Annotated in this window: 11 protein-coding genes; 9 read left to right on the top strand and 2 right to left on the bottom strand. The window is 51.1% G+C overall.

Annotated features, from left to right (window positions below; genetic code table 11):
• Positions 1 to 19 precede the first annotated feature (19 nt).
• Both ACX9GT_RS17165 and ACX9GT_RS17160 read left to right on the top strand, forming a co-directional pair.
• The gene (locus tag ACX9GT_RS17165; protein WP_473187906.1) at positions 20 to 1,114 is read left to right on the top strand and encodes a M14 family metallopeptidase; all 1,095 of its coding nucleotides are present in this window, start codon (positions 20 to 22) and stop codon (positions 1,112 to 1,114) included.
• A gap of 252 nt (positions 1,115 to 1,366) precedes the next feature.
• Positions 1,367 to 1,576, top strand: coding sequence for a glycogen synthesis protein (locus ACX9GT_RS17160; protein WP_473187905.1), 210 nt, complete (start codon positions 1,367 to 1,369; stop codon positions 1,574 to 1,576).
• A gap of 48 nt (positions 1,577 to 1,624) precedes the next feature.
• Here ACX9GT_RS17160 and ACX9GT_RS17155 read toward each other — a convergent pair whose 3' ends face one another.
• Positions 1,625 to 2,947, bottom strand: a complete 1,323-nt coding sequence (locus ACX9GT_RS17155) for a 6-phospho-alpha-glucosidase (RefSeq protein ID WP_473187904.1) — start codon at positions 2,945 to 2,947, stop codon at positions 1,625 to 1,627.
• Positions 2,944 to 4,554: an alpha-glucoside-specific PTS transporter subunit IIBC gene (locus tag ACX9GT_RS17150; RefSeq protein ID WP_473187903.1), complete on the bottom strand. Its 1,611-nt coding sequence runs from the start codon at positions 4,552 to 4,554 to the stop codon at positions 2,944 to 2,946. Before ACX9GT_RS17150 ends, ACX9GT_RS17155 begins: the two co-directional genes overlap by 4 nt.
• A 283-nt stretch (positions 4,555 to 4,837) precedes the next feature.
• On the opposite strand from ACX9GT_RS17150, the gene ACX9GT_RS17145 reads away from it, so the two are divergent.
• From ACX9GT_RS17145 to ACX9GT_RS17115, 7 genes are all read left to right on the top strand, one after another.
• Positions 4,838 to 5,575: a GntR family transcriptional regulator gene (locus ACX9GT_RS17145; RefSeq protein WP_473187902.1), complete on the top strand. Its 738-nt coding sequence runs from the start codon at positions 4,838 to 4,840 to the stop codon at positions 5,573 to 5,575.
• 152 nt (positions 5,576 to 5,727) lie between these two features.
• Positions 5,728 to 8,169 (top strand): glycogen/starch/alpha-glucan phosphorylase, encoded by a 2,442-nt coding sequence (locus ACX9GT_RS17140; protein ID WP_473187901.1) that lies wholly within the window; start codon positions 5,728 to 5,730, stop codon positions 8,167 to 8,169.
• 80 nt (positions 8,170 to 8,249) lie between these two features.
• Positions 8,250 to 9,533 (top strand): PP2C family protein-serine/threonine phosphatase, encoded by a 1,284-nt coding sequence (locus tag ACX9GT_RS17135; RefSeq protein WP_473187900.1) that lies wholly within the window; start codon positions 8,250 to 8,252, stop codon positions 9,531 to 9,533.
• A gap of 9 nt (positions 9,534 to 9,542) precedes the next feature.
• Positions 9,543 to 9,881, top strand: a complete 339-nt coding sequence (locus ACX9GT_RS17130; protein ID WP_473187899.1) for an STAS domain-containing protein — start codon at positions 9,543 to 9,545, stop codon at positions 9,879 to 9,881.
• Positions 9,882 to 9,910: 29 nt separating this feature from the next.
• Entirely contained in the window at positions 9,911 to 10,363 is a 453-nt protein-coding gene (locus ACX9GT_RS17125; RefSeq protein ID WP_473187898.1) for an ATP-binding protein, read from the top strand.
• 40 nt (positions 10,364 to 10,403) lie between these two features.
• On the top strand, positions 10,404 to 12,281 hold the full coding sequence (locus ACX9GT_RS17120) for a diguanylate cyclase domain-containing protein (RefSeq protein WP_473187897.1): 1,878 nt from the start codon (positions 10,404 to 10,406) through the stop codon (positions 12,279 to 12,281).
• A gap of 36 nt (positions 12,282 to 12,317) precedes the next feature.
• The gene (locus tag ACX9GT_RS17115) at positions 12,318 to 14,111 is read left to right on the top strand and encodes an EAL domain-containing protein (RefSeq protein WP_473187896.1); all 1,794 of its coding nucleotides are present in this window, start codon (positions 12,318 to 12,320) and stop codon (positions 14,109 to 14,111) included.
• Positions 14,112 to 14,115 lie beyond the last annotated feature (4 nt).

The following is a 14,115-nucleotide window of genomic DNA, read 5'->3' as shown; positions in this document are numbered from 1 at the left end:
GATACCTATGGGGATGTGTATGTATAAAGTGACGATGTTGGCAGCGTTGTTGATGGGGGCGCTCAGTGCTCAGGCGGCGACGGTGTATACCGGAGACAAGATTGATGGCAACCCGGTGATCAGCAAGCTGGACGTTGAGGATCTGGAAGCAGGCAAGGTTTACCGCTTTATGTTCCAGGGGGCCAGCAACGGCATCAGCCAGCATTGGTATGTGCCGATCATGGTTGCTAAAGGCGCACAGCCTGGCCCTAAGCTGGGTCTGCAAGCGGCGATCCACGGTGATGAACTGAACGGGGTTCGGGTTATCCAGCAGGTGTTCGAAAAACTGAATCCTGCCGAGTTGAAAGGCAGCGTGGTAGGGGCGATCGGCGCCAACCCTTCCGGCATGTTGGCCAATAACCGTAACTGGCAGTTGGTGAATGACGGTGGTGATATGGTCGATTTCAACCGTATCTGGCCGGGCAAAGAGAAAGGCAATACCGCAGAACAACACGCCTGGCTGCTGTGGAACAATCTGTGGGCGGGCAATGCGGGCATGTTTGTTGATATGCATACGCAAAGCCGTGGCACTGAATATCCGCTGTTTATCTATGCGGATTACCGCAATCCACAGGTGAAGAAAATGGCTGAACTGTTCCCGGCAGACCAGATTAAGGCCGATCCGGGCGAAAAAGGCTCTGTGGAAACCACTTTTGTTGAAAACAAGATCCCGGCGATTACGCTCGAAGTGGGCAAACCGAAGCTGTATCAGCCCGAACTTATCGCACGTAGCGTAACGGGCGTGCATAACCTGATGATCCAGCAAGGGATGATCGCCGGGCAGTTAGGGGCAACGGCACAACAGCAAAAGACCTACGTTGGCAACGAAATGAGTTCGATTCGTGCTGAAGTGGGCGGCTTTGCCGAGATTATGGTCAAGGTGGGCGACATGGTGACCAAAGGGCAGAAAGTGGCGGTGCAGCGTAATGCCTTTGGTGACGTGATCCGTGAATATACCGCTACGCACGATGGCAAGGTGTTGGCGATTGGCGATGATCCACTGCGTGAAGCGCGTGGTTTGCTGGTACGTATCCTGTTTACCAACCCGGATCCGCAGTGTGCTGATGGCTGTTAATCCCGTTTAGGTAGGCTGGCCCCAAATAAACGGTGGTTTAAATGATCTTGATCTAATTTTGCAGATTTTTATGCCGGATCGCACAACGGGAGTACATTTTCTGACCGTAGGGTGTATCTTCAATAGTGCAGCTCATTTGACGAGCGCGTTGGTATCTTGATTTTAGCACGTCACTTTTATACCCGAGAGATTTGCGATGTTGCTGGTCGCTACGTACCTGGAGGGTATAGCGTGAAAGATTCAGGAGGTCAGATGGAAACCTTAGAAAGATGCTATCTGTATGCGAAGAATACGAGCAACATGGATTTTCTCGCGTCTACAGTGGCATTCTTGGAGTTCCAGGGACGGCAAATCAATGCCCAGGATGTGGCTGGTAATATGTCTCGTGAGGAAAGTGACAGCTTTTTTGCACGGTTGAATCACTATCGTGCGATTTACAAAAAGCAGACACAGCTGTCGTAAAATATTAAAAGCCCCGATCATTCGGGGCTTTTTTCATCGATTTTAAGCCTATTGCAGCTGCGGCCAGTACGCTTTATTGGCGGCGATCAGGTCGTCGAGAATGGCCTTGGCAACCGAGGCGCTTGGCACCGTTTTGGACAGCGTAATTGCCTGCCAGAGCTTCTGATACGAACGCTGTTCCCAGGCATCGACTACCAGTTTCTCAACCGCCACCTGCTGGCTCATCAGCCCTTTCTGGAATTGTGGGATATTCCCCACCACCAGCGGTTCCGGCCCGTTTTTGCCCACCAGGCAAGGGATCTCCACCATCGCTTCCGGGTCGAAATTATTGATGGCACCATTATTTTGCACAATCAACAACATGCGCTCCTGAGTGTTAAAGGCGATCGCTGCCGCCAGATCGACAATATAAGAAGCATGTTCATCAATCTCCAGTTCACCGGCCGAGGATTTGCCCGCCTGAATGATGGCGTTGCAGGAGCCAAACACCTGTTTTTCGCGGTGCTCCATCACCTCGTTGGCACGGGTATGCTGCGGATTAGCGTGCTGAACCACGTAATCCGGGAACAGGTAATACTTCAGATAGGTATTTGGGAAAGTATCAGGGTCGAGCGCCCAGACATCTTTCGCCTTGGCAAAGGTGTCGTTCCAACTGGCTTCGGTCGTATGCTCATCACTTGGCGGTACATAGCCAAATTTCGCCACATGCTCGCGGATTTTGGGCATTAAATCGTTACCCGCCAGATCTTCAACCGCTGTCCACCAGCCAAAATGGTTCAGGCCGTAATAGCGGGTGCGCATCTCTTTGCGATCTTTCAGCCCGGCAATTTTCGCCATGCGCCCTTCGATGCCAATTGGCATATCGCAGATGTTAAGGATTTTGGCCTGTGGCCGCAGGCGGCGGGTGGCCTCGGCGACAATGGCTGCCGGATTGGAGTAATTGAGCATCCACGCGTTAGGCGAGTATTTCGTCATATAATCGACGATCTCCAGCACGCCGCCGATCGAACGCATCCCGTAAGCGATTCCACCCGGGCCGCAGGTTTCCTGGCCCACCACGCCGTGGCGCAGCGGGATTTTTTCGTCTTGTTCACGCATCGGGTATTTGCCCACCCGGATATGTGCCATCACAAAATCAACGTCGCTGAACGCGGTTTGCGGCTGCGTGGTGTAGCTGAACTCAATCTCCGGTGCCTGCTCTTGCAGCAGGATCTTGCAGGCTTCGGCGATGGTTTCCTGGCGTGCGCCGTCGTTGTCGTAAAATTTAATAGCGCGCAGCGGCAAGCGGTGCTGGTTGGCCAGCAGCATTAAGACGATGCCTGGGGTAAAGGTGCTACCACCACCGGCTACAACGATTGAGAATTTTTTCATGATACAGCCTCCGTCATGGGTGTTTTTTCAATGGATGAGAGATCTTTCATCAGGCTTTCGAGCTGATCCCTGACCTGGGGAACGTGCAGGCCGACAATCACCTGAATGCCATTACCGCGTCGCACAACGCCATGAGCGCCTAGCGCTTTGAAAGCGCTGTCGCTTTGCGTGAGTGCCATATCGGCCAGCGTAATCCGCAGGCGCGTGGCGCAGTTATTGATGCTGAGAATGTTGCTGCTGCCCCCCAGAGCCTGGAGGAAACCGGCAGCCTGACTGGTTTTGGCTGCGGCAGTGGTTTGCGCACGAGCCGCCTGGTAATCCGCCTTGCTGTAGAGTTTGATCTCACTCTCTTCGCGGCCAGGGGTTTTCAGGTTGAAGCGTAAAATCAGCGTATGGAAGATGACAAAATAGAGCGCGGTGAAGGCGACGCCGATGCCAATCTGGGTGGCAATCATCCCGGCATGGTTATGGAACATCGGGATCCAGTTTTGCGGCAGAAACTGATCGAGCAGGCCGCCCCCCATGTTGCCGACCACGCCGCAGAGGTACATCACCGTGGCCATGGTGGCGGCAAGCACGGCGTGTACCGCAAATAGCAGCGGCGAAATAAACAGGAAGGTGAATTCCAGCGGTTCGGTGATGCCCACCAGCATTGCCGTCAGGGTGGCGGGGATCAGTAAACCGGCCACTTTGAGGCGATTTTCCGGGGCAGCGGTAAAGTAGAGCGCCAACGCGATCCCCACCGAACCGAAGATTTTCGAATTACCATGCAGCGCAAATCCGCCTTCTGGGAACAGGGCTTTCAGCGGTTCGGTGCTTTGGCTGAACTCCTGTAAATGCTGTGCCCAGTAAACCTGGATGCCACCTTCTACGGCGGCGGGGCCATAGATAAAGGGGCCGTAAACGAAGTGGTGCAGCCCGGTTGGGATCAGGATCCGTTCGAGGAAGGTATACACCCAGACGCCAATCGCCCCCGCACCACGCAGGAACCCTTGCAGTGACTCAATGCCCAACTGCACTTTTGGCCAGCCTAGCAGGGTCAGCCAGGCGCAGGGGATCATCACCAGAAAAGCGACGATCACCACGAAAGAACTGCCCTGAAAAATCCCCAGAAAGACCGGTAACGGTTTGTCGAAATAGCGGTTATGAATGGCGGTGACCAGCCCGGAAATCACGATGGCACCAATAATGCTGGTATCGAGGGTTTTGATACCGGCGATCAGGGTTAAACCGCTGCCTGCGCTGGGATCGGCGCTGAAATCCACGCCAAAGAAATCGCCCCAGGTCATGCCCATGGCATTAATAAAATAGTTCCAGGTTAAAAAGCTGACTAAAACCGCCAGACAGGCACGTCCTTGCGCCTGTTTCGCCAGGCCAATAGGCAAGCCGACGGCAAACACCAGCGGCATATTACGGAAAACCGTCCAGCCACCTTCTTCAATAATATGAACAATCTGAGCAAATAAATGATCTGGCGCGGCTAAGGCTTCACCCACAAACATCGGGTTGCGCAGCATGATAGCAATACCGACCACAATACCGGCAAACGGAAACAGCAATACCGGGGTGAACATGGCTCCACCGAAGCGTTGTATTTGACTGAGCATTTTTAAATCCTCACATAACAACTTGAAGGGTTTTTTTATATTGGTCTGGGTGGAGAGTAAGAATCTGCCGTTGGCTTAGCTTGATCGGGTATACCGATTCGTGATCGCTTTCATGGTTTTTATTTGGGCTAAGTGGTCTATTTTTAATGACATTGATAGACACGATAATTTTGTTGTTCGCCAATCACATTTCCATCGTTTAATTATTTTTTAAGAATCATGTTATTAATGGCGTAATGGGTAATTAATTAAAGAAAGCGCAGGGCGCTAAAGAGGTCTACAGGTGATCTACAAATCTATTGCTGACCAGCTACGCATTCGGCTGAATTCTGCCGACTACAACATTGGTAGCCCGTTACCCAGTGAAAAAAGATTGGCGGAGGAGTTTAGCGTCTCGCGCATGACCCTGCGTAAAGCGGTGGATCTGTTGATTGAATGGGGGTTGGTTGTCCGCCGTCATGGCAGCGGAACTTATGTGGCGAATAAGGATGTTCATCACGAAACCACTCATTTGACCGGTTTTATTGAGGTGATGAAAAACCAGGGCAAGCAGGTGGTGAGTGAAGTGCTGGAGTTTGTGGTGATGCCCGCCCCACCGGCGATCGCCAGCCAGTTACGGATAAAAATCGATGAGCGGATCTATTACTCACGCCGGGTGCGTTCGGTGGACGGCAAGCCATTGATGGTGGAAGACAGCTATATGCCGGTGAAGCTATACCGCAATTTATCGGTGGCGCATCTGGAGGGATCAAAGTTTACCTACATTGAAGATGAGTGCCATATCACCATCTGCGGTAACTATGAAAGCCTGACGCCGATATTGGCCGATAAAAGAATGGCGACATTATTGAATATTGAACAGCAAACGCCAATTTTGCGAATCACATCATTGTCTTACAGCGATGACGGTCAGTTTCTGAACTATTCGGTGATGTTCCGCAATGCCAGTGAATATCAGGTCGATTATCATTTAAGGCGGGATTCCACCCATCGGCATAGTGAAGCGGCACGCAACCTGTAACGTTAATGACGTTAACGCTACGCACTGAAAATTTTGTTATTCAGCTCCCGATGGCAAAAATCAGTCTACACTTGGCAGAGACCTTTGCTCGCTATTTATCTTCTGATATTAATCAGAAAAAAATCAGATGCAGGAACGCATTAGGAGCTGAAATGAATACAGAATTAGCCAACGTCAAGATGCCCAGTGTTGAAGAGATAAAGAACAGCGTCATCAGTAAGCTGAGGTACAGTTTGTGTTTGGAGCTGGAAAGTGCAACCAATGTCGACATTTTCAATGCGCTGGCATTAACTTTGCGGGATTACCAGCTTGATGGTTTCTTCAACACGCGGAAATTACAGAAAAAAGCCAAATCCAAGCGTCTCTATTATCTCTCTATGGAATTCCTGATTGGCCAGTCTCTGCGTAATAACCTGATGAACGTCGGGTTACTGCAACAGGCCAAACAGGCGGTCAGTGAGCTGGGATTTGATTTTGAGCATATTACGGCAGAAGAGCCGGATGCCGCGTTAGGTAATGGTGGCTTGGGCCGCTTGGCGGCGTGTTTTATTGATTCGATGGCCACGCTGGATATTGCGGCTTCGGGGCACGGGATCAAATATGAATATGGTCTGTTTAAACAGGCGATACAGAATAATAAGCAGGTCGAACAGCCAGATGATTGGCACTCGACGCACTCTCCCTGGTTAATTGAACACCACTCGCAGTTGATGTTAATTCCCGTCGGTGGCCGCATTGAAGAAAGTGAGGATACTGAAGGGAATTACAATCCGATGTGGATGGATTGGAAAGTGATTGTCGGTATCCCACACGATTATCTGGTGACCGGCTACGGCGGGAAAACGGTAAATACCCTGCGGTTATACAGCGCGGGTGCCTCCGATTCATTTGATGTGCATATCTTTAATGGCGGTGATTATCTGCGTGCTGTCAGCCAGAAGATCGCTTCGGAAAATATCTCAAAAATACTTTACCCGGCAGATGAGATCCATTCAGGTAAAGAACTGCGGCTGACGCAAGAGTATTTTCTGGTGGCTTGTACATTGCGTGATATTTTCCACGATTATGCCCAGCTTTCCTCCGATATTACGGCGTTGCCTGATTTTGTTGCCATCCAGCTCAACGATACCCATCCGGCGTTGGCGGTTGTCGAACTGATGCGCATCCTGGTGGACGAACATCGCCTGGATTGGGACACTGCCTGGGCGATTACGCAAAAAACCTGCTCTTTCACCAATCATACTTTAATGCCAGAAGCGCTGGAAACCTGGTCAGTCGCGTTATTCGAGAAACTGCTGCCGCGCCATCTGCAAATTATTTGTGAGATCAACCACCGATTCCTGGCGGAGGTGGCAGAGAAATGGCCCGATAAGCCGCATCTGTTGGCTTCATTATCGCTGTTTGAAGAAGGGGGAGAGAAAAAAATCCGCATGGCGCATCTGGCCATCGTGGGCAGCCATAAGGTCAACGGGGTGGCCAAGCTGCACTCTGAGCTGATCACGCAAACGCTGGTGCCCGATTTCTATTTCATTACGCCTGAAAAATTCACCAACCAAACCAATGGGGTCACGCCTCGGCGCTGGATCCAGCAGGCCAACCCTAGCCTGGCGGCGTTTCTAACCCGCCAGTTGGGGGATGGCTGGGTCACCGATCTCGATAAGTTGCAGAAGCTGAAAAAGTTGGCCAAAGACAGCGGCGCAGTGGAAGAAATCCAGGCGATCAAGCTCAAGAACAAACAGGCGCTTTGCCGCCAGATTGCCTTCCAGCAGGGGATTCAGCTTGATCCATCGGCCATGTTTGACTGCCAGGTGAAACGCATTCACGAGTACAAACGGCAATTGCTGAATATTTTGCACGTCATCCATTTGTATTTGGAGATCACCGAGTCTGGTCGTATTCAAACGCCTAAAGTGCATCTGTTCTCTGGCAAGGCGGCACCGGGATATGCGATGGCAAAATTGATCATTCAACTGATTAATGAAGTGGCGAAGACGGTCAATAGCGATCCGCGCACCAAGGGCCAGCTTAGCGTGCTGTTCTTGGAGGATTATAAAGTCTCACTGGCGGAACACATTATTCCCGCCACCGATCTTTCTGAGCAGATTTCCACGGCGGGTACCGAGGCTTCCGGCACCAGTAACATGAAGTTTGCCATGAACGGAGCTTTGACCATCGGCACGCTGGACGGTGCTAATATTGAGATCCGTGATGCCGTTGGCGCAGAGAACTTTTATCTGTTTGGTGCCAATGCGGATGAGATCAATAGGCATCGGCAGGCCGGTTCGCATAACCGGATTTATCAACATAATGATCCCGCCATTCATGCGGCGGTCGAGGCGCTGATCTCTGGCCGCTTTAATGCGGATACCTCGGTTTTCCGGCCGATTTACCAGATGCTGACCGAATATGACCACTATTGTCATCTGCTGGACTTTGACAGTTACCGCATTGCGCAGAATCAGGCGCAGGCTGACTTTGCACAACAGTTGCAATGGCACCAGCGGGCACTGCTGAACATTGCCAACATGGGCAGTTTCTCCAGCGATCGCACCATCAAAGGCTATGCTACGGAAATCTGGGGGATAGGTTCTTGAAGGCAGCGGGGATTGTCGACAGAACATCGATGGCATGGAACGTAAACCGTTACCATGCCTTCTGAGGCAAAGGATTTCTTATGGAACAGCTTACTCATGGTGATCCCTCCGAAACGATGGAGGTAACCGTACTGATTGTCGATGATTCAAAAAGTTATCGTCATCTGATGGCGACAATGTTGGCTAAATGGGGATTTCGCGTCTTTGAAGCGGAAGATGGTGAGTGTGCATTGCGCCTGTTGGAACAGCAGCCGGTGCATATCGTCATCAGCGACTGGGAAATGCCGGTGATGGACGGTGTCGAACTGTGTCAGGCAATCCGCAGAAACGATTTTGGCCATTACATCTACGTCATTCTGGTGACTGCTCGGCAGTCGCTTGACGATCTGCTGACAGGCATGGAGGCCGGGGCCGACGATTTTCTGTCTAAACCGGTCAACCAGAGCCAACTTCGTGCCCGGCTGCACGCGGCTGAGCGTGTTCTGTTGCTCGAGAACACCCTGGCTGCACGTAACGAAAAAATCTCCTCGGCTTATCGGCAAATTGAATCTGACCTGCAAGCCGCCGCGAAGATCCAACACAGCGTTTTGCCCGCGCATAATCTGTCGCTGGCCGGGTTCGAGGCGGATTGGATGTTTCTGCCCTCGGCGTATGTTTCCGGCGATCTGCTGAATTACTTCTCGCTGGATGAACGGCATATCGCGTTTTTCAGTGTGGATGTTGCTGGCCATGGCGTCAGCGCGGCCATGCTCTCTTTGGCTGTCTCACGAGAATTTATGACCGGCCGCATCAGCAGCCAACTGCTGATCAGCCAAAATGCCGCAGGGGAAAGCTCCCCGGTTGCGCCGCATCAGGTGGTGGCGGAACTGAACCAGCGTTTCTGCCTGGATAATGACGAGGTCTTCAGTTATTACACGCTGATTTATGGCGTGATAGATAGCACCAGTGGGCAGGGTACGCTGTGCCAGGCCGGGCATCCGACGCCTTTCATTATTCGCACCGGCGGGGAGTTGCTGACCGTGGGCCAGGGGGGAATGCCGGTTGGGCTGTTTCCTGGTGCCGAGTATCAGGACAGCGACTTCACTCTCGACGTTGGCGATCGCCTGTATCTGTATAGCGACGGGATTACCGAGTGTGAAAGCGACCAGCAGGAACTCTATGGCGAGGAACGTTTGCAGCAGCTGCTGTGCGAATACCGGGCGTTAGCCAAAAGCCAGGTGTTTGAACGGGTGGAGAACGCGTTGCGGACCTGGCACAGCGGTGAACCAGAAAACCGGCAGCAACAGGATAAAAAACAGTCTCGGCCTTTTGCCGACGATATTTCGCTGATGGCCATTGAACGTATGGGTATATCAAACACTTAAGGAGTCATTATGAATTTTGATATTCAGTCTGAGGATGGGATCGAAATTATAGTTCCGCTGGTACGTCGTCTGGATGCCTCGGTGGCAGCGGTGTTCAAGCAGGAATTACAGTCTTTCATTCAGCAGGATAAGCACTACATCCTGCTGGATTTTAGCCATATCGACTTTATTGACAGTAGCTGTCTCGGTGCTCTGGTGTCGATACTCAAGACGCTCAATGGCCGTGGCGAACTGGCACTTTGCTCATTGAACAATAATATCCAGCACATGTTCAAACTGACGCGCATGGACAGGATTTTCACCATTGGTGACGATCGGGCAGCGACGCTGAAAGCAATGATCCGCTAAAACAGGACATGATCCGTTAGAGAGGCCGTATGGCAAGTGTTAGCACCACACTATGTTTACCGGCATCGCTGGGCAGCCTGGCTGAGCTGAGCAATGCGTTGTATGACTTCGTTGCGCCTTTTGCGCTTGATTCGGCAGTGGTTTATCAGGTTGACCTGGCTTCCTGTGAAGCATTTACCAATATCGTCAAACACGCAGTGAACTATGATGATAGTCAGGAGGTGATCATTACTCTGAGCAATGATGATCACCATCTGACGTTAACGCTGTCTGATACAGGTATGGCGATGCCAGATGAGATCCGGCGTGAACTGGGGCATGCACCGAGCCTCTCTCCGGATCCCCTCGTTCACTCCAGTTGGCCAGAAGGCGGTATGGGGCTGCTATTGATTCAGTCCATGATGGATAGTGTCAGTTATGAAACGGAAAATGGGCGTAATATTCTGACATTAACCAAACGGTTATCCAGCGAGCATTCATGAGTGTTTCACGCTGTTTACGGTGGAATGGCCCGGAGTTTGTATGATTGAGCCTTGCAGTCATGTCAATGAATCGTTGCGCCAACTGGCACTGGATACGCTCCACGTGCTCGACAGCAATGCAGTGGAAAAACTGGACAGGATCACGCGGCTGGCGGCCAGCTACTTTAATGTCCCCATTGCGCTGGTTTCGCTGGTCGATCGCGAACGCCAGTGGTTCTTATCGCGTTTTGGTCTGGAGGCCAGAGAAACGCCCAGGAAGATCTCGTTCTGTGCGCATGCCATCTTGCAGAAGGACACCTTTATTGTGCGCAACACGGCCACCGATGAGCGTTTTTTTGATAACCCATTGGTCACCGGCGAGCCGAGGATTGGCTTTTACGCCGGGCGGCCGCTGTTGTCGCTCAACGGCCTGCCGTTGGGCACCTTGTGCCTCATCGATCGACAGCCGCGTAGCTTTTCACCGCAACAGGTGGACGAACTGCATGACTTTGCGGCGATCGTTGAGGAATACCTGCACGGTATTGAGCGTAATATCTACACCGAAAGCCTTAAATCCAACCTGGAACGCACCGAAGCACTGTTTGAGCAGACCTTTTCTCAGGCTGCCGTCGGCATGGCGTTGGTATCACTCGAAGGTTACTGGCTACGGGTTAATCCGCGTATTTGTGAAATATTAGGCTATAGCGAGCGGGAACTGCTGGCGCGCACTTTTCAGGATATTACGCATCCTGAGGATCTGGGCAATGACCTGGAATCGTTGCGGCAGTTATTGGCGGATGAAATAACCACGTACTCCATGGAGAAACGTTATTTCCGTTCCGATGGCGCAATAGTGTGGGTGCAATTAACCGTCTCGTTAAACCGCTTGCCCGATGGTTCGCCACACCATTTTATTTCCGCCATTGTGGATATTACCGAACGCAAAGTGGCGGAAAACAATCTGCGTACGTTGCAGCATGAACTGGAAGATCGGGTCATCCAGCGGACAACCGAGTTGAATGTTGTGGTAAGCAAGCTGAATCTGGAGATTGAGGGCCGGGTGCATACCCAGCACCAGCTCAATGCAGAAAAAGAACGCCTGCGTGCCATTACCGACAATATGCCCGCCCTGATCAGCCAGGTTGGCCCAGATGAGGTGTACCAGTTTGCCAACAGTGCCTATATGCGCTGGTTTGGCCTTGATGAAGCCTCGCTGAAGCGCATGAGCATACGGCAGTTGATAGGTGAAAGCGCTTATCTCAAAGCCAAACCGATGATCGAAAAGGCATTACAGGGGCAAACGGTCAGCTTTGAGAATGAATTGCAGGCACGGACTGGCGAACGGATTGTACACACTACGCTGGTGCCTTGCGAAACTCAGGGCTTCTATATTCTGTCGATGGATATCAGCGAGCTTAAAAGCCTACAGCGGCGGCTGGAATATGATGTGACGCACGACATGCTGACAGGTTTGCCTAACCGGCGAGCATTCCTCAATCAACTGGCGCAGAGCATGACGGAATCCGTTGCCAATTCGCAGCCTATGGCGGTGCTGTTTATCGATCTGGATGGTTTCAAACAGATCAACGATACCTTTGGGCATGATTTCGGTGATGCCGTGTTAAAAACCTTCGCCAAATTGCTCAACGGTTGTCTCCACCGCGTGGGCTTTGTCGCCAGACTGGCCGGGGATGAGTTTACCGCCGTGCTTTGGCACTTATCGGACCCTCGCGCAGCCGTGGAGCAGGCTTGTGAAGAGATACTGGCACAACTGGCGAAGTTGAACAGCATTGGCGATCGGCCAGTCACTTTATCTGCCAGCATTGGCGCAGCTATTTACTCAGGTGATAACACAACGGCCAAAACCTTATTGGGGCAGGCGGATACCGCGATGTACCGTGCAAAATTGGCGGGCAAGGGTAAATATTCTATCTATTAAGCAAAGGATTGCTGTGTGTATAAAGGAGCAGGAGGTATGTTGAAAAACCTTGGCAAAGATGAAGAGGCTAGGCTGGCATCTCTGGACGCGCTTGAGGCTTTGGGCGGTCTGAATGATGATGCTTTTTACAATATTCTGGATATTACCTGCATGCTTCTCAACCTGCCGGGATGCTTTATTTATCTTTATGGCCCGAAAAGAATATGGATAAAGGCCAAGAAGAATATTGAGCTTGGAGAGATAAGCTACGACAGCCCGTTGTTCAATTTTGTGCGTTACAGCGGTAATACCCTGATTTGCGAAGATACGCATAAAGACGAGCGTTTTGTGGGCGATCCTATGGTCACCGGAATAGCAGCCATTCGTCAGTTTATTGCTACCCCGTTGCGCACCCGTGAAGGCCATATTATTGGCGCTGTCTGTGCCACTAACCGAAAACCAGGGGGCTTTTCCAATATCGAAACGGAGCTGTTGAGCAATATGGCAACCATTGCCATTGAACTGCTGGAAGCACAGAGTGAAATTGGCTTGGTTGATGCGGTGACGCGTTTCCCCAATCGACAACGTTTGATGGGGGATATCAAACAGCTTTCATCAGAGCATGGCGAGTTTGTCCTGATCCTGGTTGATACCCTGGATATTAAATATGTCTACGAAATGGCCCGTTCATTTGGCATGGCAGAAGTAGAAAGTGTTTTGCATGACATTGGCCACTTTCTAAAAACTACCTTTATGAATGAACAGATGATCTACGCTATTTCTCTGGGGCGGTTTGCTATTATTCTGCACGCGGAAAAGTTAAACCGTTACATGGGGCATATGGAGAATTTTGCGGGCAGAATGCAACGTGAAGTCCGTAGCATTGTGCCATTGAAACTGGATTTTTATGCAGGCTACGTCTGGTTTGCCCCCCCTTGCACCAACCCGCCGGAGCTATTACGTATGGCCACCAGTGCGTTGCATGATGCAATTGACGGGCGGGTCACGATTTCCGCCTACAGTGAAGCTAAAGACGCCACGCGTAAATTTAATCTTAATATACTTAACGATCTGGCTGAAAGCCTGAACCAGCAGCGTGGGCTGTATCTGGTATTTCAGCCAAAGGTTATTTTGGCCACGCGAAAAATTATTGGTGCAGAAGCCTTACTCCGTTGGCAGCATCCGACCTTGGGCGAGATCCAGCCGGATGCTTTTATCCCCATGGCGGAAAGTACGTCGCTGATTAAACTGTTGACTGAATTTGTTATTGCCCGCTCGGTTATCGAAGCCAAGCGATTACGTGAGGTGGGGATCCACATTCCGATTTCGATTAATATCAGCGCCAACAATTTTGCCGAGCAGGGGTTTGCGGAAAAGTTAGATCATCTGGTTCGCGGCGGCGGTTTACTGCCACAAGATATTGAAATTGAATGTTTGGAAACGCAGCGAATTCTGGAAAGCAGTGAAGCCTTGTCCTGCGTGAGGGCGTTGCGCCAGAAAGGATATGCCATTGCGCTGGATGATTTTGGCACCGGCTACAGTAATCTTAATTATTTACGTAATATCCCCGCCGATCTGATTAAAATAGATCGTTCATTGATCGAAAATCTCAAGTCGGATAATGACAGCCGTATCATTGTCGAAAGCCTCATTGAAATGCTGCATAAGCTGAATTATGTCGTTCTGGCGGAAGGGGTTGAAGATCGTGAAACACTTAACTACCTGGAGCAATACCAGTGCGATGTTATTCAGGGGTATTTCTATTCTCCACCGATGGTGCTCGAGAAGCTGATTGCTCTGATGGATGCGGAACAGGATGGCATGTTGGCATCATGCCCTGATGTGGATTGATCCT

This window comes from Serratia sp. YWN4 (genome assembly GCF_055790845.1).
Note: the sequence above shows the minus strand (reverse complement) of the source record. Positions and strands in the feature narration are given on the sequence as shown.